The 24,432-nt window shown below is 77.0% G+C and carries 22 protein-coding genes and 1 rRNA gene; 18 read left to right on the forward strand and 5 right to left on the reverse strand.

Annotation, left to right across the window (positions count from 1 at the left end; all coding sequences use genetic code 11):
- The first annotated feature begins 5 nt into the window (after positions 1–5).
- The 3 genes from rrf to ACI79I_RS14435 all read left to right on the forward strand — a co-directional run bounded on the left by rrf (position 6) and on the right by ACI79I_RS14435 (position 2,485).
- Positions 6–122, forward strand: a 5S ribosomal RNA gene (rrf, locus tag ACI79I_RS14425).
- 1,133 nt (positions 123–1,255) lie between these two features.
- Positions 1,256–2,026, forward strand: a complete 771-nt coding sequence (locus ACI79I_RS14430) for a tetratricopeptide repeat protein (protein WP_456993000.1) — start codon at positions 1,256–1,258, stop codon at positions 2,024–2,026.
- A gap of 99 nt (positions 2,027–2,125) precedes the next feature.
- The gene (locus ACI79I_RS14435) at positions 2,126–2,485 is read left to right on the forward strand and encodes a single-stranded DNA-binding protein (protein ID WP_456993001.1); all 360 of its coding nucleotides are present in this window, start codon (positions 2,126–2,128) and stop codon (positions 2,483–2,485) included.
- Positions 2,486–2,493: 8 nt separating this feature from the next.
- On the opposite strand, the gene ACI79I_RS14440 is transcribed toward ACI79I_RS14435, so the two are convergent.
- Positions 2,494–3,807 (reverse strand): DUF1015 domain-containing protein, encoded by a 1,314-nt coding sequence (locus ACI79I_RS14440; protein WP_456993002.1) that lies wholly within the window; start codon positions 3,805–3,807, stop codon positions 2,494–2,496.
- Between the two features lie 111 nt (positions 3,808–3,918).
- Here ACI79I_RS14440 and ACI79I_RS14445 point away from each other — a divergent pair, with 111 nt between their 5' ends.
- Entirely contained in the window at positions 3,919–4,314 is a 396-nt protein-coding gene (locus tag ACI79I_RS14445; RefSeq protein WP_456993003.1) for a tetratricopeptide repeat protein, read from the forward strand.
- Positions 4,311–5,390 carry an HAD-IIA family hydrolase gene (locus ACI79I_RS14450; RefSeq protein WP_456993004.1) on the forward strand — a complete coding sequence of 360 codons (1,080 nt, stop codon included), beginning with the start codon at positions 4,311–4,313 and terminating at the stop codon, positions 5,388–5,390. Before ACI79I_RS14445 ends, ACI79I_RS14450 begins: the two co-directional genes overlap by 4 nt.
- A gap of 66 nt (positions 5,391–5,456) precedes the next feature.
- Here the strand turns inward: ACI79I_RS14450 and ACI79I_RS14455 are convergent, their stop codons facing one another.
- Positions 5,457–5,774, reverse strand: a complete 318-nt coding sequence (locus ACI79I_RS14455) for an alkyl sulfatase C-terminal domain-containing protein (protein ID WP_456993005.1) — start codon at positions 5,772–5,774, stop codon at positions 5,457–5,459.
- Between the two features lie 209 nt (positions 5,775–5,983).
- On the opposite strand from ACI79I_RS14455, the gene ACI79I_RS14460 reads away from it, so the two are divergent.
- The 5 genes from ACI79I_RS14460 (at position 5,984) to ACI79I_RS14480 (ending at position 10,867) form a co-directional block, all read left to right on the forward strand.
- The gene (locus ACI79I_RS14460; RefSeq protein ID WP_456993006.1) at positions 5,984–6,238 is read left to right on the forward strand and encodes a hypothetical protein; all 255 of its coding nucleotides are present in this window, start codon (positions 5,984–5,986) and stop codon (positions 6,236–6,238) included.
- Positions 6,238–7,035, forward strand: a complete 798-nt coding sequence (locus tag ACI79I_RS14465; protein WP_456993007.1) for a TlyA family RNA methyltransferase — start codon at positions 6,238–6,240, stop codon at positions 7,033–7,035. Before ACI79I_RS14460 ends, ACI79I_RS14465 begins: the two co-directional genes overlap by 1 nt.
- A 61-nt stretch (positions 7,036–7,096) precedes the next feature.
- Entirely contained in the window at positions 7,097–8,131 is a 1,035-nt protein-coding gene (locus ACI79I_RS14470) for an NAD kinase (RefSeq protein ID WP_456946967.1), read from the forward strand.
- Positions 8,106–9,998: a DNA repair protein RecN gene (recN, locus tag ACI79I_RS14475; RefSeq protein ID WP_456993008.1), complete on the forward strand. Its 1,893-nt coding sequence runs from the start codon at positions 8,106–8,108 to the stop codon at positions 9,996–9,998. Before ACI79I_RS14470 ends, recN begins: the two co-directional genes overlap by 26 nt.
- 152 nt (positions 9,999–10,150) lie before the next feature.
- The gene (locus ACI79I_RS14480) at positions 10,151–10,867 is read left to right on the forward strand and encodes a methylase (protein ID WP_456993009.1); all 717 of its coding nucleotides are present in this window, start codon (positions 10,151–10,153) and stop codon (positions 10,865–10,867) included.
- Between the two features lie 223 nt (positions 10,868–11,090).
- On the opposite strand, the gene ACI79I_RS14485 is transcribed toward ACI79I_RS14480, so the two are convergent.
- On the reverse strand, positions 11,091–11,960 hold the full coding sequence (locus ACI79I_RS14485; RefSeq protein WP_456993010.1) for a TetR/AcrR family transcriptional regulator: 870 nt from the start codon (positions 11,958–11,960) through the stop codon (positions 11,091–11,093).
- A gap of 164 nt (positions 11,961–12,124) precedes the next feature.
- Here ACI79I_RS14485 and steA point away from each other — a divergent pair, with 164 nt between their 5' ends.
- The 8 genes from steA to ACI79I_RS14525 all read left to right on the forward strand — a co-directional run bounded on the left by steA (position 12,125) and on the right by ACI79I_RS14525 (position 22,718).
- Positions 12,125–13,312: a putative cytokinetic ring protein SteA gene (steA, locus tag ACI79I_RS14490; protein ID WP_456993011.1), complete on the forward strand. Its 1,188-nt coding sequence runs from the start codon at positions 12,125–12,127 to the stop codon at positions 13,310–13,312.
- The gene (locus ACI79I_RS14495; RefSeq protein WP_456993012.1) at positions 13,309–14,256 is read left to right on the forward strand and encodes a copper transporter; all 948 of its coding nucleotides are present in this window, start codon (positions 13,309–13,311) and stop codon (positions 14,254–14,256) included. Before steA ends, ACI79I_RS14495 begins: the two co-directional genes overlap by 4 nt.
- Positions 14,253–15,107 carry a hypothetical protein gene (locus ACI79I_RS14500; RefSeq protein WP_456993013.1) on the forward strand — a complete coding sequence of 285 codons (855 nt, stop codon included), beginning with the start codon at positions 14,253–14,255 and terminating at the stop codon, positions 15,105–15,107. The genes ACI79I_RS14495 and ACI79I_RS14500 overlap by 4 nt, the downstream gene beginning before the upstream one ends.
- A gap of 101 nt (positions 15,108–15,208) precedes the next feature.
- The gene (gene murJ, locus ACI79I_RS14505; RefSeq protein ID WP_456993014.1) at positions 15,209–16,807 is read left to right on the forward strand and encodes a murein biosynthesis integral membrane protein MurJ; all 1,599 of its coding nucleotides are present in this window, start codon (positions 15,209–15,211) and stop codon (positions 16,805–16,807) included.
- On the forward strand, positions 16,800–17,945 hold the full coding sequence (locus ACI79I_RS14510; RefSeq protein ID WP_456993015.1) for a glycosyltransferase family 4 protein: 1,146 nt from the start codon (positions 16,800–16,802) through the stop codon (positions 17,943–17,945). The genes murJ and ACI79I_RS14510 overlap by 8 nt, the downstream gene beginning before the upstream one ends.
- Positions 17,942–20,407: a hypothetical protein gene (locus tag ACI79I_RS14515; RefSeq protein WP_456993016.1), complete on the forward strand. Its 2,466-nt coding sequence runs from the start codon at positions 17,942–17,944 to the stop codon at positions 20,405–20,407. The genes ACI79I_RS14510 and ACI79I_RS14515 overlap by 4 nt, the downstream gene beginning before the upstream one ends.
- Entirely contained in the window at positions 20,376–22,115 is a 1,740-nt protein-coding gene (locus ACI79I_RS14520) for a CTP synthase (RefSeq protein ID WP_456993017.1), read from the forward strand. The genes ACI79I_RS14515 and ACI79I_RS14520 overlap by 32 nt, the downstream gene beginning before the upstream one ends.
- 3 nt (positions 22,116–22,118) lie before the next feature.
- A complete protein-coding gene (locus ACI79I_RS14525) occupies positions 22,119–22,718 on the forward strand; it encodes an NUDIX domain-containing protein (RefSeq protein WP_456993018.1) in 600 nt (199 codons plus the stop codon).
- A gap of 285 nt (positions 22,719–23,003) precedes the next feature.
- Here ACI79I_RS14525 and ACI79I_RS14530 read toward each other — a convergent pair whose 3' ends face one another.
- On the reverse strand, positions 23,004–23,663 hold the full coding sequence (locus tag ACI79I_RS14530; RefSeq protein ID WP_456993019.1) for a hypothetical protein: 660 nt from the start codon (positions 23,661–23,663) through the stop codon (positions 23,004–23,006).
- A 49-nt stretch (positions 23,664–23,712) separates the two neighbouring features.
- Positions 23,713–24,333: a hypothetical protein gene (locus ACI79I_RS14535; protein WP_456993020.1), complete on the reverse strand. Its 621-nt coding sequence runs from the start codon at positions 24,331–24,333 to the stop codon at positions 23,713–23,715.
- Positions 24,334–24,432 lie beyond the last annotated feature (99 nt).

Consider the following 24,432-nt stretch of genomic DNA (forward strand, 5'->3'; position numbering starts at 1 on the left):
AGCGTTACGGCGGCCATGGCGAGAGGGAAACGCCCGGTACCATTCCGAACCCGGAAGCTAAGCCTCTCAGCGCCGATGGTACTGCCCTGGAGACGGGGTGGGAGAGTAGGACGCCGCCGGACAACCATTCACGGAACGGGGGTCAGAGCCACGTGGCTCTGACCCCCGTTCTCGTGTTTCCAGGGGATCCCATCTCGGCACCGGTGAGTGCTGCAGTCAGCATCGAGGTACGCAGACAGCCATGACTTCTCCCCGACGAGGCGCTGGCGGCGCCGGTGGACAGGGCGGTCCGCGCGGCGGCCGCAGCGGCGGCCAGGGGCGGCCGCAGCGCCCCGGGTACCCACGTTCCGGGGGGTCCGGCGGCCAGGGTGGCTACCCGGGGCGGCGTCCCACCGGTGGTGGGGCGGGGGCCGGCCGGCCGCGTCGCGATGACGGGCAGGACCGCCGGTCGAGGGAGGAGCGTCGTGACGGCGACCGTCCAGAGGGCGCTCAGGGGCAACGGTCCGCCGGGGCGGGGGGCGACTGGCGGGACCGCCGGCCCCAGGGTGACCGTCGGCCACAGGCCGACCAGCCGCATCGGCGGGATCGGCCGCAGCGCGAGGGCGCGCCCCGCGCGGGGGGACCACGGTCGGAGTGGCAGGACCGGCGCCCGCAGCGGGACCGCCCACAGCGACCCGGCGACGCCCGCGGGGACTGGCGTGACAGCCGTCCCGGAGCTGACCGCCCCCAGGGGGCGGCCGAGGGCCGCGGGGCGTGGCAGGACCGGCGCCCGCAGCGGGACCGCCCACAGCGACCCGGCGACGCCCGCGGGAACTGGCGTGACCGCCGTCCCGAAGGTGACAGCACCGGAGGTGACCGGGGCACCTGGCAGCGGAGCGGCGGGCCTCGGGGGAGCTCGGGCGACCGACGTCCTCCCGCGGATCAGCCGGCCGGCGAGCGTCGCCGGCCCGCCGAGCCGGAGCGGGGCGGCTGGCAGGACAGGCGTCCGGCCGGAGACCGTCCGCGGCGTCCCGGCGCGGCGGCGGGTGGGTCCTGGCAGGAACGTCGTCCACAGCGCGCTGGCGGTGCCGGCGGGGACTGGCGGGACCGCCGCCCCTCGGCGGAACGACCGGGCCGTCCTCCCTCGAGCGCCCGGGCCGACCGCACGCCGCCGGTGCTTCCGGGCCCGGAGATCCCCGAGTGGGCCGACCCGCGCGACCTCGACGCGTCGGTCCGTCAGGCGCTTCGTGGGCTCGATCCGCGCAACGCCACCCGCGTGGCCGCGCACCTCGTCGCCGCGGGCACGCTCGTCGACGACGACCCGGCCGAGGCGCTCGCGCACGCCCGCGCGGCGCGGGACCGCGCCTCACGGCTCGCGGTCGTGCGCGAGGCGGTCGGGGTGGCCGCATACCACGCAGGCGACTACGCCGAGGCCGCCCGGGAGCTGCGCGCCTACCGGCGGATGAGCGGCGACGAGGGCTACCGCGCCGTCCTCGCCGACTGTGAGCGCGCGCTGGGGAGGCCGGAGGTGGCGCTGCGCCTCGTGCGGGAGGCGCTGGACGAGGGCCCGGACGCCGCGGAGACGGTGGAGTTGCGGTTGGTGGAGGCCGGCGCCCGGCAGGACCTCGGCGAGCTCCCCGCGGCCCGGCTGGTGCTGGAGGCGGCCCTCGGTGGCCGGCCGCGTCCGGAGTCGGTCGACCTCGGCGACCCCGCGACGCTGCGCCTGGCCGGCGCCTACGCCGATCTCCTGGAGGCGGCCGGCGAGGCGGCACTCGCCCGCGAGTGGTCCGAGGTCGTCGCCGCGCACACCCCCGAGGAGCCGGACGTGGAGTTCTCCGAGGAGGAGCTGCCCGGCGAGGAGCCGACCCCGGCGCCCGAGGCGATCCCGGAGCCCCAGGCAGCCGCGGAGCTCGGGGCCGGGTCGTCCACGCCGCCGATTCCGGAGACGGACGACGACCAGGAGCCGGTGCTCGAGGAGGACATCGAGGCCGAGGTGGCCGAGCTGCTGGGCGAGATCGACCCGCCGGAGGACCCCGGGCAGCACTGACCACCGACACAGGGCCAGCACCCGTCCACACCGGGTGCGGCGTTCCACAGGCGGGCGCGGAGCCTGTGCCACGACCGTGTCGGCGGCCAGGCTGCCGTCATGAGCGTGGCAGTCATCGATCGGAACGACGTGGTGCTCCGCGGGCGGCTCTCGGCCCCCGCGGAGCTGCGCACCCTCCCCAGCGGGGACACGCTGGTCACCTTCCGGCTGGTGGTGCGCCGCCCCGAGCCCCGGGCGCGCGGCCAGTCGGTCGACGTCCTCAGCTGCATCACCTATGACCGGGCGCTGCAGCGCCGGGTCGCCGCCTGGGAGCCGGGTGACGTCGTGGAGGTCGAGGGGGCGCTGCAGCGCCGCTTCTGGCGCACCCCTCACGGCACCGCGTCGGTGTGCGAGGTCAACTGCCGGCGCGGCCGCAAGGTGCCCCGCTCGTCCGGCGGCACAGCGGTCGCGACCGCGTGAGTGCCCGGTCAGTCCGTGTGCGGGCGGAGCACCAGGCCGGTGCGCGGCTTGGGGACGAACAGCGTCGACTTCCGAGGCATCCGCGCACCCGCCCGCGCCACCGCGGCGACGTCGGCCGGCGAGGGAGCCCGCAGCAGGACGGTGACCCCGTGACGCGCCCGTGCGCCGCTGAGCGCCTCCTCCAGCGTGTGGGCGACCGCGACCGACCCGGTGTCGTCCCCGCGGTCCCACAGCGTCTGGAACAGCCCGTGGTGCGCGAGCACGACGTCGAGCGCCCGCCAGGCGCTCGGCGCCTGGGCGGGGACGGCGGCCCGCACCTCCTCCGTCGGGCGGTCCAGCCGCACCAGGCGGTCGCCGTCGCTGACCAGCAGGCCGGACTCCCCGGGGTCGGCCAGCCACCGGCGTGCGACGGCGACCGTCCCGCCGTCGGTGACCTCGAGCTCACCCACGGCGAAGCCGCCGGTGGCCCGGCCCATCGCCTCGTCCAGTGGCAGGTCCGGGAGCACCCGGTGGATGCCGTGCACGCGCAGTCCGCCCGGCCCCATGGGGGTCACGAGGGCGAGGATGGCCTGCGCGCCGGGGACGTCGGGTCGAGCCCGCGCGTGCGCCTGGGCGGCGGCGAAGCGGTGGTGCCCGTCGGCGATGACCGCGCCGGTACGGGCGAGGCCGGCGGCCACCCGTTCCAGGAGGCCGGGATCGGTGACCCGCCACAGCGTGTGCCGGACCTGGTCGGCGTCGGTCACCACCAGGGTCGGTTGCCCCGCGCTCACGGCGGCGGTGAGCCGGGACACCTCGGGGTCGGGATCGTGGGCCAGGACGATCGGCTCCAGGTCGGTGCCCGTCGCGGCCAGGAGTGCCCGGCGGCCCTCCACGGCGACCGGGTAGGTGTCCTCGTGGGGCAGCACGGCCCGGGACCCGGGCGGGGGCAGGCCGACGGCGGCCAGCCAGCCGACCGTGGCTGCCGCCCCGTCGGGGGAGCGCATCTCGTAGACCCACAGCGCCGGGTCATCGTCCCGCTCCAACACCCCGGCGGCCCGCCACTCGCCCAGCGTCCGGGCCGCCTGCTCGACCGACCGCCGCAGTCCATCCGCGCCGGCGTCGCCCGGAGCCGGCGCGACGCGGGGGAGGATCAGGCGGACGATGTTGTGCGGATCGGCCTTGGCCAGGCGCTCCCGCCCATCCGGCGTCACCAGGTCGTAGGCTGGCGAGCTCACCCGGGCCAGGTGTCCGGGGTCTCGTTGCCGGTAGGTCAGGGCGCGGAAGGGCCGGACGTCGAGCCCTGTCGCTGCGGGGTGCGGGGAGTCCGCCGACGACGAGGGCACGATGAGGATCGTAGGAGTGGTGCACAACGGTCCGCCGTCGCGGCCGGTCCCGACAGCGGGCCGGCGGTGCGGGCGCCGGCTGGAGGCACCACCCGGACCGAGGGGGCAGGAGTGGGTGACACGGGGGCTCCCGAGGGCGGTGTGTACGAGTGGTACCAGCGCGGGCTGCGACTGCTGGCCAACCGTGACCCGGAGGCCGCGGCGACCCTCCTCGCCCGCGCCGCCGAGGCCGAACCCGGGTCGCGCAGCCTGCTCGAGGCGCTGGCCCGGGCCCAGTACGACGCCGGGCGCTACGACGAGGCCATCGGGACCTTCAGCGAGCTGATCAGCCGCAACCCGACAGACGACTACGCGCAGTTCGGCCTGGGGCTGGCCGCCAGCCGGGCCGGTGACCTGGACCTGGCCGCCGAGCACCTGGCCCTCGCCGTGGCCATGCGCCCGGACGTGACCCACTACTCGCGGGCCCTGCGCGGTGTCCGGGCCCGACGGTCGGGGGCCACCCCGTGACCGCCTCCGCACTCCCGTCCCTGGCCGCCGGGACCGCGGAACCGCCCACGTCGGTCCACGACGTGGCGCTGCTGGACCTCGACGGCGTGGTGTACGTCGGGCCGGAGGCGGTGCCGGGTGTGCCCGCCGCGCTGGCCGCGGCCCGGACAGCCGGGATGCGGCTGGGCTTCGTCACCAACAACGCGGCGCGGCCTCCCGAGGAGGTCGCCCGGCACCTGACCGAACTGGGGGTACCCGCCGCCCCCGGCGACGTGATCACCAGCTCGCAGGCGGCCGCCTCGGTGGTGGCCCAGCGGCTGGGCGCCGGCGCGCGGGTCCTGCCGGTCGGGGGGCCCGGGGTCGCTGCGGCGCTCCGAGCCGCCGGGCTGACCGTGGTCGAGCGCGCGGACGACGACCCGGCGGCGGTCGTGCAGGGCTACGGGCGCGAGGTCGGATGGGCGCAGCTGGCCGAGGCGGTCGTCGCCGTCCGAAACGGCGCGCAGCACGTCGCCACCAACACCGACGCCACGATCCCCTCGCCCCGCGGCCCTCTGCCGGGCAACGGTGCGATGGTGGGGGTGGTCGCCGGCGTCACCGGCCGGCCGCCGCTGGTGACCGGCAAGCCCGACCCCGCCATGCACGCCGAGTGCGTCCGCCGGACCGCCGCCCGCCGGCCCCTGGTGGTGGGCGACCGCCTCGACACCGACATCGAGGGAGGTCGGCGGGCCGGCGCGGACAGCCTGCTGGTGTTCTCCGGCGTCACCGATCCCTTGGCGTTGCTGGCCGCCGAGCCGCAGCGCCGGCCCGACCTGCTGTCCGCCGACGCGTCCGGGCTGCTCGTCGCGCACCCGCCCGTGGTGCGCGAGGTGGACCGGTGGCGTTGCCGTGGCTGGTGGGTGCAGCCGGTGGGGGAGGGCGGCCCGCTCCAGCTCAGCTGCGACCCGAGGCCCGGCGACCGCGGCGACGGCCTCGACGGGCTGCGCGCCCTCTGCGTCGCCCACTGGGCCGGGCACCCCGACTCGGGCGTCCCCGCTGCCGTGCGGGCGGCCGACGAGGTGGCCGCGGCCGCGCTCGCGCGCTGGGCGCTGGGGGGCTGACGTGCCCGCCGTGCCCGTCGCCGTCGCCGGCTGAGGTCGGACGATGCGCGGGACGCGGACGCCGGCTCAGAGCATCTTGCGCAGCCGCAGCATGTCGCGGAGGCCAGCCTCGAGCTTGACCCGGCCGGTCGCCCAGGCCGGGCCGAACGACAGCTGCCCCTCGGTGAGCGCAACGAGGTCGTCACTGGCCATCGTCAGCCGGATGTCGGCCTTCTCCAGCGACTGGTCCTCCGGCTCGGCGCGCAGCTCGTGGACCCGTCCCCGGGCCAGCCGCCCGCGGACGACCTGGCCGAGGTCGGGGAGCCGGCAGGACAGGCTCCGGTCCAGGCCCTCGGCCGCCGGGCTGGCCGCGAGGTCACCGAGCACGGTCTTGAGGGCGGTCATGCACTGTTCCATCGTGGCCACGCGGGCAGGCCTCCACGGTGAGAAGGGACGGGGCGGGCGGAGGCTATCCCCGGTCGGCGGCCCGTGCGCGTCGTCCCCGGCCGGTAACCTCGCGGACCAGGGCCCGTCCCCGAGGAGCGCTCCGCGGCGAGCGCTCGCCCCATCCCTGCGGCACGGCGCCGCGACCACCCCATCCGGAGAGGCGCACGATGACCGAACCGAGTCGACCGCGACCGGTCCCGGGGCCTCCACGGCCCGGCCCGCGTCCGTCGGGCGGTCCGGCGCCGGTCCAGGTCCCGGGCCCGGCGGCCCGCCACCAGCAGGCGGCGACGACCGAGCCCGAGCCGCAGGTCGCCACGCTCCCCGCCGACCTCGACCGGCGGCCGGTCGCCGAGCACGTGGCCGTGTTCGAGGCCGAGCACGCACGGCTGCAGCGCGAGCTGGCCACGATCGACGAGCTCTGATGGTCCGCCGCAGCAGGCTCGACGCAGAGCTCGTGCGGCGCGGGCTGGCCCGCTCCCGCGAGCACGCCGTCGCGCTGATCGCCGAGGGGAGGGTCGCCGTCTCCGGCCGGGCCGCCACGAAGCCCGCCACGGGGGTCGACGCCAACACCCCCGTGGTCGTGCGCACCGACCCCGACGAACCGAGCTGGGTGTCCCGCGGCGCGCACAAGCTGCTCGGTGCCCTCGAGGCCTTCCCCGTCCCCGTCGAGGGCCGGCGAGCCCTGGACGCCGGCGCCTCCACCGGCGGCTTCACCGAGGTGCTCCTGAGCCGGGGAGCCCGGGAGGTGGTCGCCGTCGACGTCGGGTACGGCGAGCTGGCCTGGTCCCTGCGCACCGACGAGCGGGTCACCGTGCTCGAGCGCACCAACGTCCGCTCGCTGACCCCCGAGCAGGTCGGCGGGCCGGTCGACCTGGTGGTCGCCGACCTCTCCTTCATCTCGCTGCGGCTGGTGCTGCCGGCGCTCACTGCCTGCGCGACCGCCGGGGCCGACCTGCTGCCCATGGTCAAGCCGCAGTTCGAGGTCGGCCGCGAGCGCCTGGGTGCGGGCGGGGTCGTGCGCGACCCGGCGCACCGGGAGTCCGCGGTGCTGGAGGTCGCCCGCGCCGCCGCCGAGCTCGGGTGGGGGACGGCCGGCGTGGTCGCCAGCCCTCTGCCCGGGCCCGCGGGGAACGTGGAGTTCTTCCTCTGGCTGCGTCGTGACGCCGGGCCGCCCCGGGAGGTCGACGTGCACCGGGCCGTCGAGGAAGGACCATCGTGAGGGAGCGCGTCAGCGCACTCGTGCCGGCACCGTCGCCGGCACGCAGCACCGAGGAGGCACCGTGAGCGAGGTCAGTCCCACGCTGTGGGCGCCCAGCGGGAGCCGGCACGTCCTGCTCGCCGTCCACACCGGCCGGCAGGACATCGTCGAGCTCGCACGCAGCTCTGCCGCCCGCCTGGCCAAGGCCGGCATCACCGTGCGGCTGCTGGAGGAGGAGGCGGCCGAGCTCGGCATCGAGGGCGCCGAGGTGGTGCCGGCCGACGCGGAGGCCGCCCGGGGCGCGGAGATCGTGATGGTCTTCGGCGGCGACGGCACCTTCCTGCGGGCCGCCGAGCTCGCCCGGTACAGCAACGCCGCGCTCATGGGCGTCAACCTCGGCCGGGTCGGCTTCCTCGCCGAGACCGAGCCCGAGGCGGTCGAGGAGACCCTCACCGCCATCGAGCGGTGCGAGTACTCCGTGGAGAAGCGGCTGGCCATCGAGGTCGACGTCCTCGACGCCACCGGCGCCGTCGTGGGCGGCACGTGGGCGCTCAACGAGGCGTCGGTGGAGAAGTCCGAGCGGTCGCGGGTCCTCGACGTCGTCGTGGCGATCGACGGGCGGCCGCTGACCAGCTTCGGCTGCGACGGGGTGCTGTTCTCGACGCCGACCGGGTCCACCGCCTACGCGTTCTCCGCGGGCGGCCCGGTGGTGTGGCCGGACGTCGAGGCCATGCTCGTGGTGCCGTCCAACGCCCACGCGCTGTTCGGCCGGCCGCTGGTCACCTCCCCGGACTCGGTGCTCACCGTGGCCATCCCTGCCGACGGCAACCGGGCACGGGTCTCGGCTGACGGTCGCCGGGCGCTGGAGGTCCCCGAGGGCGGGCGGGTCGACGTCCGCCGGGCCGCCCGGCCGGTGCGCATCGCGCGGGTCCACGCGACCACCTTCGGCGACCGGCTGGTGGCCAAGTTCGGCCTACCGGTCCGTGGGTTCCGCGACGCCCGCCGGCACGACCCCGGGCACGAGCTCACCCCCACCCGCAACGTGCTCACCCGCGGCTTCGTCGGCGGGGACCCCGGAGAGGAGGGCCGCGGTGGCGGCACGGACGACGACGCGTGAGAAGCGGGCGGCCCGCGGGGCGACCCCCTCGGGCGACCCGACGGCCGCCGGGCCGCAGCCGGTCGCCCCGCCGGGGTCGGTCGCGGGGAACGAGCCTGCCACCGGCGGCGACCGGCCGGCGACGCGCAACCGGCTGGGCCGGCTCACCGAGCTGCGCATCCGTGGCCTCGGCGCCATCGACGACGTCACCCTCGAGCTCGGCGACGGCCTCACCGTCGTCACCGGGGAGACCGGCGCCGGCAAGACGATGGTCGTCACCGGCCTGACCCTGCTCTTCGGCGGCCGCGCCGACCCCGGGAGGGTGCGCGCCAACGGCCGGGCGGGGGTCGAGGGCCGGCTGGCGCTGCCCGCCGACTCGCCGGTGTGGGAGCGGGCCGCCGACGCCGGCGCGGACCCCGACGACGACGGCAGTCTCATCCTCGCCCGCACGGTGAGCGCCGAGGGCCGCTCGCGCGCCCACCTGGGAGGTCGCAGCGTGCCGGTCGGGGTGATCGCGGAGATGGCCGAGTCCCTGCTCGCCGTGCACGGGCAGAGCGACCAGTTGCGGCTCTCCCGCCCGGCCGAGCAGCGGCGCGCGCTGGACCGTTACGCCGGACCGGCGCACCTGGAGCTGCTCGACCGGTACCGGACGGCGTACGCGCGCTGGCGGGAGCTCGTCGCCGACCTCGAGCGGCGTCGCGGCCAGGCCCGGGAACTCTCCCAGGCCGCGGACGTGCTGCGGCACGGGCTCGAGGAGATCGACGCGGTCGCGCCGCAGCCCGGCGAGGACGAGGAGCTGGACACCCAGGCGCGGCGGCTCAGCGACGCCGACGCGCTCCGGGCCGCCGCCGACGAGGCCCGCACCGCGCTGGTCGGCGACGTCACCGGCGACCTCGGCGACGACCTGCCGCAGGACGCCACCGCGGCGCTGGCCATCGCCGAGCGGGCGCTGGCCTCCTCCGACGACCCCACCCTGGTGATGCTCGCGCAGGACCTCGCCGACGCCGTCGCCGTGGTCTCCGACGTGGCGGGCCAGCTGGCCAGCTACGTCGCCGACCTCGACGCCGACCCCGCGCGGCTGGCCGAGGTGCTCGACCGCCGCGCGGCGATCACCGCCCTGGTGCGCAAGTACGCCGACGTGGGTGAGGGCGTCGCCGGGGTGCTGGCGTGGGCCGAGGACGCGCGCCGCCGGCTCGACGAGCTCGACGTCTCCGACGAGGCGCTCGAGGCGTTGGAGGCCGCCCGCGACGCCGCCCGGGCCGAGGTCGACGACCTCGCCGCCCGGATCTCGGATGGGCGGCGTGCGGCTGCCGACGGGTTCGCCGCGGAGGTCGGCCGGGAGCTGGCCGGGCTGGCGATGAAGAGCGCCCGCGTCTCCTTCTCCGTCGACAGCGACGCCGGCGCGCCGGGCCCCGAGGGCATCGACGAGGTGGCGCTGCTCATGGCCGCCCACCCCGGCGCACCGCCGCGGCCGGTGCACAAGGGCGCGTCCGGCGGTGAGCTGTCCCGGGTCATGCTCGCCATCGAGGTGGTCTTCGCCGGGGCCGACCCGGTGCCGGTGATGGTCTTCGACGAGGTCGACGCCGGCGTGGGCGGCCAGGCCGCGGGGGAGATCGGCCGGCGCCTGGCGCGGCTGGCCCGCGACCACCAGGTCGTCGTCGTCACCCACCTGGCGCAGGTGGCCGCCTTCGCCGACACCCACCTGGTCGTCGACAAGTCCCCGGACACCGGCGCGGGCGTGACCGCCACCGACATCCGCGCGGTCGACGGCGAGGACCGCGTGCGGGAGCTGGCCCGGATGCTCTCCGGGCTCACCGACAGCGACACCGGGCAGGCCCACGCCCGGGAGCTGCTCGCGGTCGCGGCGACCGCCCGCGCGGCGGCCTGACCGGGCACATCGCCCGGTCAGGCGAGGGGAGGCGTGGCCGCGAGTCGGCCGGGGTAGGGGTCGGTCGTGCGCAATCGATGCCTGGTCACCGTCGACCACCTCGCCGCCCGCCCGACCGCCGGTGCCGCCCGCCCGACCGCCGGTGCCGCCCGGTGAGCTGCTTCTCCTCCGCCGACGAGTCGGCGCACTACGGGTTCTCCGTCTGCGTGTTGCTGCAGCACTACCGCGACCAGCTGGGCTGGGAACGGGAGGGGGTCGTCGAGCTCGGCACCGGTGACGCCACCGCGATCGCCGACGTGGTGGCCGGTCTGCCGGCGCTGCGGGTGCGCAGCTTCGACATCAGCGCGCCCTCGGTCGAGCAGGCCCGCGAGAACATCGCCGCCCGCGGGGTGGCCGATCGCTACACGGTGGAGCTCGGCGACTTCTTCGACGGCGCGGACTCCGCGGGGGGTCCGCCGGTGTCGACGGTGATCGCCAACCCGCCCTACATCCCGGCGCCGGACCGCGACATCCTCATGCCGGAGTTGTGGGGCGGGGTGTACGGCAACGACCTGGCCCTGCAGCTGCTCAAGGCCGGGTACCGCAACGTGGTCGTCGCCGTCCCCAGCTACTCCGACCCGGGGACGACCGTGCGCACCGCGGGCGACCTCGGCTACCGGGTCGCGAACTTCCTGGCCATGGGCCTGGACTACGGCCCCTACAGCTCCGAGCCCAAGGTCCGCGAGCACATCCGCCGGCTGTGCGCCGAGGGCCGCGGGTGGACCGGGGAGGACGAGTACATGGTCGCCGTCGCGCTGTTCACCCAGGACCCGGACATCCCCGGCGACCGCTCCACCCAGCTGCTCCGCGCCCTGCAGATCGAGCTCTGAGGCGCCGGCGACCCTCGAGGGGAGGGTCGGGACCGCACCGTCGACGCCGGGTGCCCGGCCGCGGACGGACGGGGAGCGCCGGGAGTGGACCGGTCGCGAGGCCCGGAGGGCCTCCCGACCGGGACACGGGGAGAGCTGAACGCGGCAGGGGGACGGCACCCGGCCGCGGTGCGGTCCGGTCGGACCACGACGTCACCGTGGTGCGGTCCGGAGGACCGCCATGTCACCGCCGCTTGGCGTACCCCGCGAGGCCGAACTGCAGCAGGGCCAGCCCGCGCTCACCGCGGGCCCGCAGCTCCGCGGTCAACTCCGGGCCGGTGACGCCGGCCAGCACCCGGTCGCGGGCCAGCTCCAGCAGCGCCGCGTACAGGCCGAGCACCGAGTGGGCCGCCAGCCAGGGCGCCAGCTCCCCGGGCTCCGGCCGGGTCTCCTCGGCGATCAGCCCGGCCAGCGCGGTGGTGAGCTCGCCGAGGATCTCCCGCTCCCGCACCTGCAGGGTGTGGCTGCCGCGGATGATGCGCGCCATCTCCGCCACGCCGGCCGCCGCCTCGGGTGCCCCGAGGCCGCTCATGGCCCGGACGACGAAGGTGCCGGCCGCCGCGGTGACCGACTCGCCGGCCGGCCGGGTGCGCACCGCGTCGAGCAGCGCGGCCCGCATCGGCGGGTCGGCCTCGAAGACCAGCCCCTCCTTGACGGGGAAGTGGTTGAAGACGGTCTTCTCCACCACGCCCGCCCGCTGGGCGATCTCCACGACGCTGACCGCGTCGAACCCCCGCTCGGCGAACAGTTCCGCGGCCGCGTCGACGATCGTGGCCCGGGTCTGCTGACGGCGGCGCTCGCGCAGGCCCGGGCCACGCCGGGCACGCCGCCCGCGCCGGCCCCGCGCGGGGTCGGCGGGTGCGGCGGCCGCGCCCGCAGGTGCCGGCGCGGGCGCCGTGGCGCCGGGCAGGGGTGGCGGGGGAGCCTCGTGCGCGGGGTCGTCCTCCTCGGGGGCCGGCGCGCCGGCGTCGGCGTCCGGGGCCTCCCTCGGGGCATCGGCGCGCAGGTCGTCGTCCTCGTGTGTCCGCCCGACCGCATGCGCCCCTGGTGTCACCCGGGCAACGCTAGACAGCGCCGCCGGGGACCCCGGTAGGGCCGCTGCGACCGGCGTGTCTGGCGTGTCGCGGTTCCCGAAGTGTCGGACACGGAGCGTGTGCGAGACGTTGCACACGTGCGTCGGACGGCGGTGCGGGAGCACCCCCGTGGGAGAGTGCAGGGATGCGCATCGGTTCCCTGCGTCGCGGCCGGGCTCCCGAGGCGGCCCCCGGAGTGACCGGCACCGTGCGGCTGGACCGCCGCACGAAGAACCTCACCAAGCGGCTGCGGCCCGGTGACATCGCCGTCATCGACCACGTCGACATCGACCGCGTCAGCGCCGACTCCCTCGTCGCCTGCCGGGTGGCCGCGGTCGTCAACGCCTCGGCCAGCATCTCCGGCCGCTACCCGAACCTCGGCCCCGAGATCCTCACCAACGCCGGCATCCCGCTCGTCGACGACGTGGGCAAGGAGGTCCTCACCGCGGTCAAGGAGGGCGCCCACGCCCGCCTCGACGGGAACCGGCTGGTCCTGGACGACGGCACCGTGGTCGCCGAGGGCACCGAGCAGACCCCCGAGACGATCGCCGAGGCGATGGCCGAGGCGAAGGCCGGGCTGTCGACGCAGTTGGAGGCCTTCGCCACCAACACGATGGAGTACATGAAGCGCGAGCGCGCGCTGCTGCTCGACGGCGTCGGCGTGCCCGACGTGGTCACCCCGATCGAGGGCCGGCACGTCCTCGTCGTCGTCCGCGGCTACGACTACAAGGAGGACCTGCAGGCGCTGCGGTCCTACATCCGCGACTACCGGCCGGTCCTCATCGGCGTCGACGGCGGCGCCGACGCGCTCAAGGAGGCCGGCTACCAGCCCGACATGATCATCGGGGACATGGACTCGGTGAGCGACGACGTGCTGCGCTCGGGCGCCGAGGTCGTCGTCCACGCCTACGCCGACGGCCGCGCTCCGGGCCTGGCCCGCGTCCAGGACCTCGGCGTCGACGCGATCACCTTCCCGGCCGCGGCGACCAGCGAGGACATCGCGATGCTGCTGGCCGACGAGAAGGGCGCCAAGCTCATCGTCGCGGTCGGCACGCACGCCACGCTCGTGGAGTTCCTCGACAAGGGCCGCGGCGGCATGGCCTCGACCTTCCTCACCCGGCTGCGCCTGGGCGGCAAGCTGGTCGACGCCAAGGGTGTGAGCCGGCTCTACCGCAGCCGCATCTCCACCACCGCGCTGGTCGTCCTGGTGCTGGCCGCGTTCCTCGCCATCGGGTCGGCCCTCGCGGTCTCGGCGGCCGGCCGCGTCTACTTCGACCTGCTGGTCGACCAATGGAACAGCTTCGTGTTCTGGCTGGAGAACCTCTTCTCGTGATCGACTTCCGCTACCACCTGGTCTCGCTGATCGCGGTCTTCCTGGCCGTGGCGCTGGGCATCGTCATCGGCACGACCGCGCTCAACCAGCCGATCCTCGCCGACCTCGAGACCCAGGTGGGCGCGCTGACGCAGGACAAGCGCGACCTGGAGGACACCAACCGGGACCTGCAGGCCCAGCTGGACACCGGGGACGCCTTCGAGGAGGCGGTCGCCCCGGCCCTGGTCGCCGGCAGCCTCCAGGGCCGCAGCGTCGTCCTCGTGACCACCGGCGAGGAGGTGGCCGCCGACACCGTCGACGAGGTCTCCACCCTCATCGGACAGGCCGGTGGCACCGTGACCGGCACCGTGCAGCTCCAGCCCGAGTACACCGACCCGGCGACAGCCAGCGGCCTGCAGAGCTACGTCACCGGGCCGGGGCTGCCGACGGGGGTCACCCTCCCCGAGACCGACGACACCGGCCAGCTGGTTGCCGCGCTGCTGTCCCAGGTGCTCATCCGCCCGGTCGACGGGCCGGCCCCGGACACCGCCGCACTGTCCTCGGTGCTCGCCGGGCTGTCCGCCCTGGAGGTGCTCACCCAGGAGTCGCCGTCGGTGACCCCGGCCGACTACGCCGTCGTCCTCACCACCGGGTCCTCTCCCGAGGAGGACGCCGAGGAGCGCACCGGCACCCTGGTCGACCTGGCGCTGGCCCTGGACGCGCGCGGGTCCGGCGCGGTGGTCGCCGGCGACGCCGACTCGGCAGGCGAGACCGGCCTGGTGGGCGTGATCCGCGCCGACCCCGAGACCTCCGCCGCCGTGTCCACCGTCGACAACGTCGACAGCGCGGCCGGCCGGGTCAGCACGGTCCTGGCGCTGACCCGGGAGCGCGAGGGCACCTCCGGCAAGTACGGCTCCGGCGAGGACACCCAGCCGGTGCCGCCGGTGCCGGCCGCCACCCCGTGACCCGCCGCGCGGACGGCGGCACGCGGCGCCGGGCGCTCCTCGCGCTCGGCGGCGCGGCCGCGGCACGGCTGGGCCTGGCCGCGGCGGCCGCGGTCACCGCCCGCCCGGCCGGCGCCCCGTGGCGGCGCACCAACTACGCCGGCCGGCCGGTCACCCTGCTCGGCGGCCCGGCGCTGGCCGCCGCGGCCACCGGGAGCGCGGTCGCCGGCGCCCTCCCCGGGTGGCGGACCGCGGCCGCGGTCGTCGGCACCGTCTCCGGACTCGTCGGTGGCTACGACGACCTCGCCGGCGCCCGCCCCGAGCAGGCCCGCGACAAGGGGCTGGCCGGGCACCTGCGTGCACTGCGGGCCGGTCGGGTCTCGGCCGGCGCGGTCAAGGTCGCCGGCATCGGCGCCGCCGCGGCGGCCGCCGCGCTGCTCACGCGGCGCGGCAGGGGCGCCGGCGCGCTCGCCGACGCCGTCCTCACCACCGGCCTGGTCGCCGGCACGGCCAACCTGGTCAACCTGCTCGACCTGCGTCCCGGGCGGGCGGCCAAGGCCGCGGCGCTGGTCGCTGCCGCCGGTCTCGGCAGCCCGGCGGGGACCCTGGTGGCCGGGCCGCTCGGCGCGAGCCTCGCCGTCCTGCCCGCCGACCTGGGGGAGCGGGTCATGCTCGGCGACTGCGGCGCCAACGCCGTCGGCGCGCTGCTGGGCCTGCGACTGGCCGCGCTGCCCGGCCGGCCGGCCCGGTCCGGCCTGCTGGCCGGTGTGGTCGCGCTGACCCTGGCCAGCGAGAAGGTGAGCTTCACGCGGGTCATCGAGGCCACGCCGGGGCTGCGGGAACTGGACCGGCTCGGCCGCCGGCCGGCGTGAGCGAGCTCGCGAGCCCCCTGATGGACGCAGCCAGCCGCGCTCGTGTCGCCGACGAGCGCCCGCGGAGGAGCCGCAGGAGCCGGAGGCAGCTGGCGTCGGGCGTGGCCGGCGCCGCCGCGCTGATCGCCGTCCTCACCGTGCTGGCCCGGCTGGCCGGCTTCGGCCGCACGCTGGTGTTCACCAACGCCGTCGGCGCCGACAGCACGGGAGACACCTACCTGGCGGCCAACACCGTGCCCAACATCGTCTTCGAGGTGGTCGCCGGCGGCGCGCTGGCCAGCCTCGTCGTCCCGATGCTGGCCGGGGGCATCGCCACCGGCGACCGGGACCAGGTGCGCCGCACCGCCTCGGCGCTGCTGGGCTGGACCCTGCTGGTCCTCACCCCGCTGGCGGTCCTGGTGGCGGTGCTGGCCGAGCCGATCGCCCGCCTGCTGCTCGGCGGCGGGGACCCCGTGCAAGTGGACCTCGCCGCCCGGTTCCTCGTGGTCTTCGCGCCCCAGGTGGTGCTCTACGGCATCGGCATCGTGCTCACCGGCGTGCTCCAGGCGCACCGCCGGTTCGGCGGCCCGGCGCTGGCGCCGCTGCTGTCCAGCGTCGTGGTCGCGGCCGCCTACCTGACCTTCGCCGCCATCGGCGGCAGCCGGTCGGCCGCGGACCTGTCCACCCCGGCCGAGCTGGTCCTCTCGGTGGGGACGACGCTCGGCGTGGCCGTCCTCGCACTGAGCCTGCTCGTCCCGCTGCGCGGGCTGCGGCTGGGCCTGCGCCCGTCGCTGCGCTTCCCGGTCGGCGCCGCGCCCCGGGTGCGGCGGCTGGCGGTCGCCGGCGTGCTCACCCTCGCCGGGCAGCAGCTGGTGGCGGTGGTGGCCATCCGGCTGGCCAACGCCGGCGCCCCGGACGGCACGCAGGTCGTCTACACCGCCGGGCTGACGCTGTTCCTCGTGCCCTGGGCGGCGCTGGCGGTGCCGCTGGCCACCTCCGCCTACCCCGGGCTGGCCGAGCGCGCCGAGACCGGCGACGAGCCCGGCTTCCGCCGCGCGCTGGCCCCGGTGGCGGTCCTGGTGGTGGTCGGCTCACTCGCGGCCGCCGCGGTGCTGGTCGCCGTGTCCGGGCCCATGGCGCGCGTCTTCCTGGCCGCCGAGCCGCCGGCGGTGGTCGGCGCGCTGCGGGACACGATCATCGCCTTCGCCCCCGGCCTGCCGGGCTACGGGCTGGTCGCGCTGCTCACCCGGGCCCTCTACGCCCGCGGACGGTGGAAGGCGCCGACCGTCTGCGTCCTCGGCGGGTGGTTGCTCGCGGTCGTGGCGGACGTCGTCCTGTCGGCGGTGCTGCCCGCGGCCGACCGCGGTGTGGCCCTGGGCGCCGGGCACACCGTCGGGGTGACCGTCGCCGGGCTCGGCCTGCTGGCCGTCGTCGCCCGCGAGGTCGGCCCGGCGGGCCTGGCCGGCGTGCTGCGGACCGGCGTCCCGGGGCTGCTGGCCGCCGGGCTCGCCGCCGCCGCGGGGCTCGCGGTCGCCCGCGGGCTCGGTGCCGACCCGGTGCCGGAGGGCGGCCTGGTCGGGGTGGTGCTGGCCGGCGTCCTCGCCGCGGCGGCTGCCGTGGCCGTGGTGGGGGCGGTCATGATGGGGACGGCGCGGCGCCCGCTGCGGGCGGCCGTGCGCGGGCTTCGTTCGTCGGATCGGCAGGAGGTGCACGGTGGCTGAGCCGCTGCTGGCGGGCCGCCGGGTGGCCGAGGTGCTGGCCACCAGCACCGGCGGGGTGGGTACGCACGTGCGCTCCGTGCTGCCCGCGCTCCTCGCTGCCGGAGCCGGTGCCCGCGTGTGCGGGCCCGCGGCGACCGATCGGCTGTTCGCCTTCACCGCCGCCGGCGCGCAGTTCACGCCCGTGGAGATCTCCGCCGGGCTCGCCCCGCTGGCCGACGCCCGCGCCGTGGCCGCGCTGCGGCGGGCCACCGTGGGCACCGACCTCGTGCACGCCCACGGGCTGCGGGCCGGGCTGGTGGCCGCCGCGGCCCGCCGGCTCGGCGACCGGGACCGACCGCTGGTCCTCACGCTGCACAACGCGCTGCCGGAGGGCGGTGGCGCCCGGCGCCGGGTGCTGTCCGTCGCCGAGCGGGCCACCGTCCGCAGCGCCGACGTGGTCCTGGCCGCCTCCGGGGACCTCGCCGAGAACGCCTGGCGGCAGGGCGCCCGGGACGTGCGGGTCGCGCCGGTCTCGGCACCGCCGTTGCCCCCTCCGGTCCGCACGCGCGAGCAGGTGCGCACCGAGCTCGGCCTGGCCGACGGGCGACCGCTGGTGGTCGCGGTCGGCCGGCTGCACCCGCAGAAGGGCTACGACGTCCTGCTCGACGCCGCGGCCCGGTGGGCGGGCGACCCGCGACTGCCCGCCACGCCGCTGGTCGCCGTCGCGGGTGACGGGCCCCTGCAGGAGGAGCTCGCCCGGCGCATCGCCGCCGAGCGGCTGCCCGTCGTCCTGCTGGGCCGGCGCAGCGAGGTCGCCGACCTGCTGGCCGCCGCCGACCTCGCCGTGCTGCCCTCCCGCTGGGAGGCCCGCTCGCTGACCGCACAGGAGGCGCTGCGGTCGGGCACGCCGCTGGTCGCCACCCGCACCGGTGGGCTGCCCGAGCTGCTCGGCGAGGGCGCGGAGCTGGTCCCCGTGGGGGACGCCGCCGCGCTCGCCGAGGCCGTCACCGGGCTGCTGGCCGACCCCGCCCGGGCGCGACGGCTGGCCGAGGCCGGGACCCGCCAGGCCGCGACCTGGCCCGACGAGGCGGCCACGGCCCGGCAGCTGGTCGCCGTCTACCGGGAGCTGCTCGGGCCGCCGGGGGCCGGCCCCCGATGACACCGGTCGCGCGAGGCGGGGTCCGCGGCGCGGCGCTGCTGGTCGCGGTCCTCACCCTGCTGCTCGCCCTCGCCGGCGGTGCCGCCGCCGCTCCGGCGGAGGGGGCGAGCGCCGACCGGGTGCTCGTCGTCGGCATCCCCGGCCTGGTGTGGAGCGATGTCGACCCGGAGGCGACGCCGCAGCTGTGGGCGCTGGCCGAGCGCTCGCCGATCGGTGCGGTGTCGGTCCGCGCGGCCCGGGCCACCAGCTGCCTGCTCGACGGCTGGGCCACCCTGGGTGCGGGCAACCGTGCCCGCTTCCCGGCGCCGGACGAGTCGGTGCCGCCGGTGCCGCTGCCGACCGTGCCCCTGCCCGGCGAGGCCCCGGACGGCGGGGACGACGCCGACGCCGCGCCGGGGGACGACGCGGTGCCCGAGGAGCAGGTCCCGCCGGTGCCGCCGGCCAGCCCGTCGCTGTCGCACTGCGGCCTGCAGGAGCGGCTCGCCGCGGCCGGGCTGGCCGATCCGCGGTCGGCGGTCGCCGCGGTCGCCGGGGACGAGAGCACCGCCCGCTTCGGCGCGGAGCCGGCGGCTCTGGGCAGCGCGGTCGGCTGCGCCACCGTCGTCGGCCGCGCCCCGGCGCTCGCCGTCGCCGGCCCCGGCGTGGCGCTGTCGCAGACCGAGCGGCTGCCCGCCGACCCCGCCCGCATCGGTGAGCTGCTGGCCGGCTGCCCGCTGACGCTGGTCTCCCTCGACGCGCTGGTCGACGCGGGGGAGCCGGCGCTCGAGGGCAGCGACACGGGCACCGAGCCGCAGCCGCGGGCCACGGCCCTGGCCAGCATCGACGACGCCGTCGGCCGGCTGACCGAGGCGGTGGCGGCCGCGCCGGGGGAGACCCTGCTCCTGCTGCAGGGCATCTCCGAGGTCAACGACGGCCGGCCGCAGCTGCACGTGGGCATCGCGTCGGGCCCGGGCCTGGACGAGCCCGGCTGGCTCACCTCGGCCAGCACCGGCCGGGCGCCCTACACCCAGCTCATCGACGTCGCCCCGACCGCGCTGGACGCCCTGGGTCTGCCGGAGCCGGTGTCGATGAACGGTCAGCCCCTCCGGGTCGGCGGCGGGCGGCCCGCGCTGGCCGAGGCGGTGGACGTCCTCGAGCGGGCCAACACCGCGGCTGCGGTGCACCACCGCAGCACCGGCGCGTTCTTCTGGGGCCTGGTGCTGGTCAACGCCGCGGCCGTCGCCCTGGGCCTGCTGGTGGCCGGCGGACGCCGTCGCGCCCGGGCGCCGAGGCCGGCGGGGGAGTGGCTGCGGGGCGCCGTCCGGCCGATCGCCCTCGGGGTCGCCGCCCTGCCGGTCGCCACCCACCTGGCCGGGCTGCTGCCGTGGGAGGCGGCCGGCGCGCCCCGGCTGGCCCTGGCCGCATCCGTGCTCGGTGCCGCCCTCGTCGTCCTGGCCGTGGCCGCGCTCGGCCCGTGGCGGACCTCCCGGCTGGGGCCGCCGGCCGCGATCCTGGTCATCACCCTGGCCACCCTGGTCGGGGACGTGCTGACCGGGTCGCACCTGGAGCTCAACAGCCTGCTGGGGTACGACGCGATCGTCGCCGGCCGGTTCACCGGCTACGGCAACCTGACCTTCGGCCTGCTGTCGGTCAGCGCGCTGCTGCTCACCGCGGCCGCGGCGACCGCGGCCGGACGGCGGGCACCGGCGGGCCGCGCCCGGGCCGTCGTGGCCGGCACGGTGCTGGCCGCCGGTGCGCTCACCGTGCTCGTCATCGGGACGCCGTCCCTGGGCCGGGACTTCGGCGGGGTGCTCGCCGCCCTGCCGGGCTTCGTGCTGCTGGCCATGCTGCTCACCCGCACCCGGGTGACGGTGACGCGGCTCGCCGCGGTCCTCGCGCTCGCCGTCGTCGCCGTGGGCACGCTCGCGGTGGTCGACTGGCTGCGCCCGGCGGCCGAGCGCAGCCACCTGGGCCGGTTCGTCGAGCAGGTGCTGACCGGCGAGGCGTGGACCGTGGTCAGCCGCAAGGCGCAGGCCAACCTCGACATCCTGCTCGGCAGCCCGCTGGCCTGGATGCTGCCCGTCGCCCTGGTCGCCGCGGTGTGGCTGGTCCGCCCAGCGGGGGGGCGGCGGGGCGGGCGGGTCCGGGGCCTGCTGCCGGCGCCGCTGCGGGGGCCCGGGCTGCTCCGCGGCCGGCCGGACCTCCTGCCGGCCGGCGACCTGGTCCCCCTGCGGGCCGGGCTGGTCGCCAGCGCGTTGAGCCTGGCGGTCGGGGCGGCGGCCAACGACTCCGGCGTCGCCCTCCCCGCGACGGCGGCGTCCCTGCTGGTCCCGCTGCTGGTGTGGCTGGCCGCGGCGCCGCGCGCCAGCGGCACCGAGGCGGCCCGGGTGGCCGACGGCACTCCCCGGCCGGACCCGGTCGCGGGCCCCGATCGTGTTACGGTCGTCTCCCGTGGATCGACCGTCTGGAACGCGGAACAGTAACTACGGACCGGGGGGTCTCCTCCACAACTCCCAGCCGACGAAGTTCGTCTTCGTCACCGGCGGGGTTGTCTCCTCCCTGGGCAAGGGCCTGACGGCCAGCTCCCTCGGCGCGCTCCTGTCCAGCCGTGGCCTGCGCGTGACGATGCAGAAGCTGGACCCCTACCTCAACGTCGACCCCGGGACGATGAACCCGTTCCAGCACGGCGAGGTCTTCGTCACCGAGGACGGCGCCGAGACCGACCTCGACATCGGCCACTACGAGCGGTTCCTCGACACCGACCTGACCGGCCGAGCCAACGTCACCACGGGCCAGGTCTACTCGGACGTGATCGCCAAGGAGCGCCGCGGCGAGTACCTGGGCGACACCGTCCAGGTCATCCCCCACATCACCAACGAGATCAAGGCCCGGATCATGGCCGGGGCCGACTCGGCCGAGCGGGTCGACGTGGTCATCACCGAGATCGGCGGCACCGTCGGCGACATCGAGTCCCTGCCCTTCCTCGAGGCCGCCCGCCAGGTCCGCCACGAGATCGGCCGGGACAACTGCTTCTTCCTGCACATCTCGCTGGTGCCCTACATCGCGCCGTCGGGCGAGCTGAAGACCAAGCCGACGCAGCACTCCGTGGCCGCGCTGCGCAGCATCGGCATCCAGCCCGACGCGCTGGTCTGCCGGTCGGACCGGGAGATCGGCACCGGGCTCAAGCGCAAGATCAGCCTGATGTGCGACGTCGACGCCGAGGGCGTCATCTCCTGCCCCGACGCACCGTCGATCTACGACATCCCCAAGGTGCTGCACCGCGAGGGCCTCGACGCCTACGTCGTGCGCCGGCTGGGCCTGCCCTTCCGGGACGTCGACTGGACCGTCTGGGGCGACCTGCTCGACCGGGTGCACGCGCCCAAGCAGACCGTGACGATCGGCCTGGTCGGCAAGTACATCGACCTGCCCGACGCCTACCTGTCGGTCACCGAGGCGCTGCGGGCCGGCGGCTTCGCCCACCGCAGCCGGGTGGAGATCCGCTGGGTCCCCTCCGACGACTGCGAGACCCCCGAGGGGGCCGAGCGGGCGCTGGCCGGTGTCGACGGCGTCTGCATCCCCGGCGGCTTCGGGGTGCGCGGCATCGAGGGCAAGCTCGGCGCCATCCGGTACGCGCGGGTCAACGGCGTCCCGCTGCTGGGGCTGTGCCTCGGCCTGCAGTGCATGGTCATCGAGACGGCCCGCAACCTGGCCGGGCTGCCGGAGGCCAACTCCACCGAGTTCGACCCGGAGACCCCCGACGCGGTCATCGCCACCATGGCCAGCCAGGTCGACGTCGTCGCCGGCCAGCGGGACATGGGCGGCACGATGCGGCTGGGCAGCTACCCGGCCACCCTGCAGAAGGGCTCGGTCGTGGCCGAGGCCTACGGCAGCACCGAGATCACCGAGCGGCACCGACACCGGTACGAGGTGTCCAACGCCTACCGCGACAAGCTCGGCGCGGCCGGGTTGGTCTTCTCCGGCACCTCACCCGACGGCCTGCTGGTGGAGTTCGCCGAGCTGCCCCGGGAGAGCCACCCGTTCTTCGTCGGCACCCAGGCCCACCCGGAGCTGAAGAGCCGCCCGACCCGGCCGCACCCGTTGTTCGCCGCGTTCGTGCAGGCCGCGATCGACTTCTCCGAGTCCGCGCGGCTGCCGGTGCCGGTGGACGAGGCCGAGAAGGTCGGGATCTGACCGATGGTCGAGCCCGCCCGCCCCGGTGAGTACGAGGTCGTCGCCAGCGAGACCCTGCACGAGGGCCGCATCATCACGCTGGTCCGGGACACCGTCGCCATGCCCGGCGGCGGGACGAGTGACCGCGAGGTCGTGCGGCACATCGGCGCCGTCTGCGTGGCCGCCGTCGACGACGAGGACCGCGTCGTCATGGTCCGCCAGTACCGGCACCCGGTCGGCGGCTACCTGTGGGAGCTGCCCGCGGGCCTGCGGGACGCCGACGGCGAGGCCCCGCTGGCCACGGCGCAGCGCGAGCTGGCCGAGGAGGCCGGCCTCTCCGCCGAGCGGTGGTCGCTGCTGGTCAACAGCTTCAGCACCCCGGGCTTCTGCAGCGAGCAGGTGCTGATCTACCTCGCCGAGGGGCTCACGCCGGTCGACCGGCCCGAGGGCTTCGTCGTCGAGCACGAGGAGCTGGACATGACCGTGGAGCGCGTGCCGCTCGCCGACGCGGTCGCCCGGGTCTTCTCCGGCGGGATCCGCAACTCCTCGGCGGTCATCGGCGTGCTCGCCGCCGCCCAGGTGCGGGCGACGAAACCGCCGCTGCGCCCGGCTGACGCGAACTGAGCGAACCGCCCTCCGACCCTCCGACCCTGGGTCCCTCTCGGGACTGCTCGTGCTGTGCGTGCCGTGGGTGTGCAGAGCACGAGTCCGCCGGGGCGGGACCTGGGGGTGCGGGTGCTCGTGCTCTGCCTGCCGTGGGTGTGCAGAGCACGAGTCCGCCGGGGCGGGACCTGTGGGTGCGGGTGCTCGTGCTCTGCCTGCCGTGGGTGTGCAGAGCACGAGCACGCGGGCGACGACCCCCCGCCCGGCGATGGTCCGGTCGGCTCCCGGGCGACGAACGGCCGGCGCTCAGCCGATGACGACCGGGGTCGTCGTCCCCACCTGCACCCACTGCGTCGACAGGCTGTCGCGGACCTCCTCCTCCAGCCAGAACACGTAGGGCACACCGCGCTGCAGGCCGGCGAACCGCACGGTCACGGGGTCGCAGCCCTCGGGCTGCGCGGCGACCAGAGCGGGCGGGGCGGGTTGCGGGCCGGCCACCAGCTGCTGGCTGACCGCCTGCACGCGGTAGCGCACGACGTCGGTGTGACCGTCGGACTGCCAGGTGACGGTGGCCGTCCCGGGACCGGGGACGACCGCGGGCAGGATCCGCCGCGGGTTGGCGTAGCCGCCGCACATCGAGGGGCCGGGCTCGGTCACCAGCGGCGTCCCGCGGGGCACGACCGGGTTCGGCACGTCGATGTCGACCCCGCGCGGCGCGACCGGGGCGGGGCCGGTGGCGACGACCGGGGGAGCGACGGCGGGCTCCTGCGCCGGGGCGAGCGCCGCGGCGGGCGGGGTCACCGGCTGCGGCGGCGACGGCCGCGAGGGCGTGCTGACGGCGGTGAGCTGGGCGGCGAGCTGACCGGCCGGTGCGCTCAGCGTGACCAGGCCGACCGCCAGCACCCCGACCGCGGTGCCGTACCGGCCGCGCCGCCGCCCCCGCCGTCGTCCCGCCGATCCGGCCATGACCGCCTCCCGTGTCCGGGAGGAGTCATCGGCACGAGCCGACCCCGACTCAACGCCAACCGGACGCGGCTGCGGCCGGGGCGTCCGGCGTCGCGAGGCCCAGGCGGTCGAGCTCGAGGCGGGCCAGGGCGCGGGTGGCGTCCGGGTCGCCGTCGCGCCAGGCCGCCGCGGTGCCCGCCGGCAGCGCGGCCAACCGGGACAGCGGAGCGGTCACCAGCGCCCGCGCCGCCAGCACCTCGGCATCGACCCGCCCTGCCGCGTGCGCCTCCCGCAGCCAGCCCAGCCGCCAGGGCAGCCAGCGCAGCAGCAGCCAGCCGACCGGCAGCACCACGAGGACGACGGCCAGGACCGCGGCCAGCGTCCCCACGGCGTCCTGCGCGGCCTGGCCGGCACCGCCCACCGAGGAGCCGGCGCTGCCGAGGGCCTCGAACGGGCCGGCCAGCTCGTCACCGACCACGGGGACGTCCCCGGCCGCCTCCGCCGCCGACGCCATGTTCCCGGCCACCGAGGAGCCCAGGTCCTCGACCGCCCGACCCGGCTCGGCCAGCACGAGGACCGCGCCGTGGACCACCCGGGCGAGGACCACCCACGCGACCGCCCAGGCCACCAGGCCCAGGTCGGCCGCCAGCTGGCGGGCCCGGAGGCTGGGATGGGTGGCGTACAGCGGCATGGGGTCGTCCTCCCGGTACGGGGCAGCGGCGAGAGGCCCCTACCCGGAGGCCGCACCCCGTCACCCGGGCAGGTGGCGCAGCACACGTCGCAGCCCGGT

The organism is Geodermatophilus sp. SYSU D01105 (assembly GCF_054050095.1).